The organism is Acinetobacter sp. AL9, from assembly GCF_041464035.1.
Taxonomy (GTDB): domain Bacteria; phylum Pseudomonadota; class Gammaproteobacteria; order Pseudomonadales; family Moraxellaceae; genus Acinetobacter; species Acinetobacter towneri.
Map to the genome: position 1 here is coordinate 1 of NZ_JAYFSK010000251.1, position 255 is coordinate 255.

A 255-nucleotide genomic window follows, 5' to 3' on the forward strand; every position below is an offset into this window, starting at 1 on the left:
GTCATCCATTCATCTTTTTTAAGCAAGGTGTATAGTCTTTTTTGTTCATTATTACAGGAGGTGCGTTTTCGGATCGCCTGCTTTACTTTGTCTTTTGATGCTTCTCGATAGGCTTTAATATCACCTACGCAATCACGTAGCGTTTCTTTCCACGCATTTGCAGAAACACCAAAGTCACGACTTTCTTTCATCCACGCATCACGAATAGCTCTGTCACTGATATTCAAACCTGAAATAGCACCATATTTAGCCCAC

At 40.4% G+C, this 255-nt stretch carries 1 pseudogene; it reads right to left on the reverse strand.

Features of this window, described 5'->3' with window-relative positions:
* A pseudogene (locus ACEO2X_RS14560) lies at positions 1-191 on the reverse strand (RNA-guided endonuclease TnpB family protein); the annotation flags it as partial.
* Between the last annotated feature and the right edge of the window lie 64 nt (positions 192-255).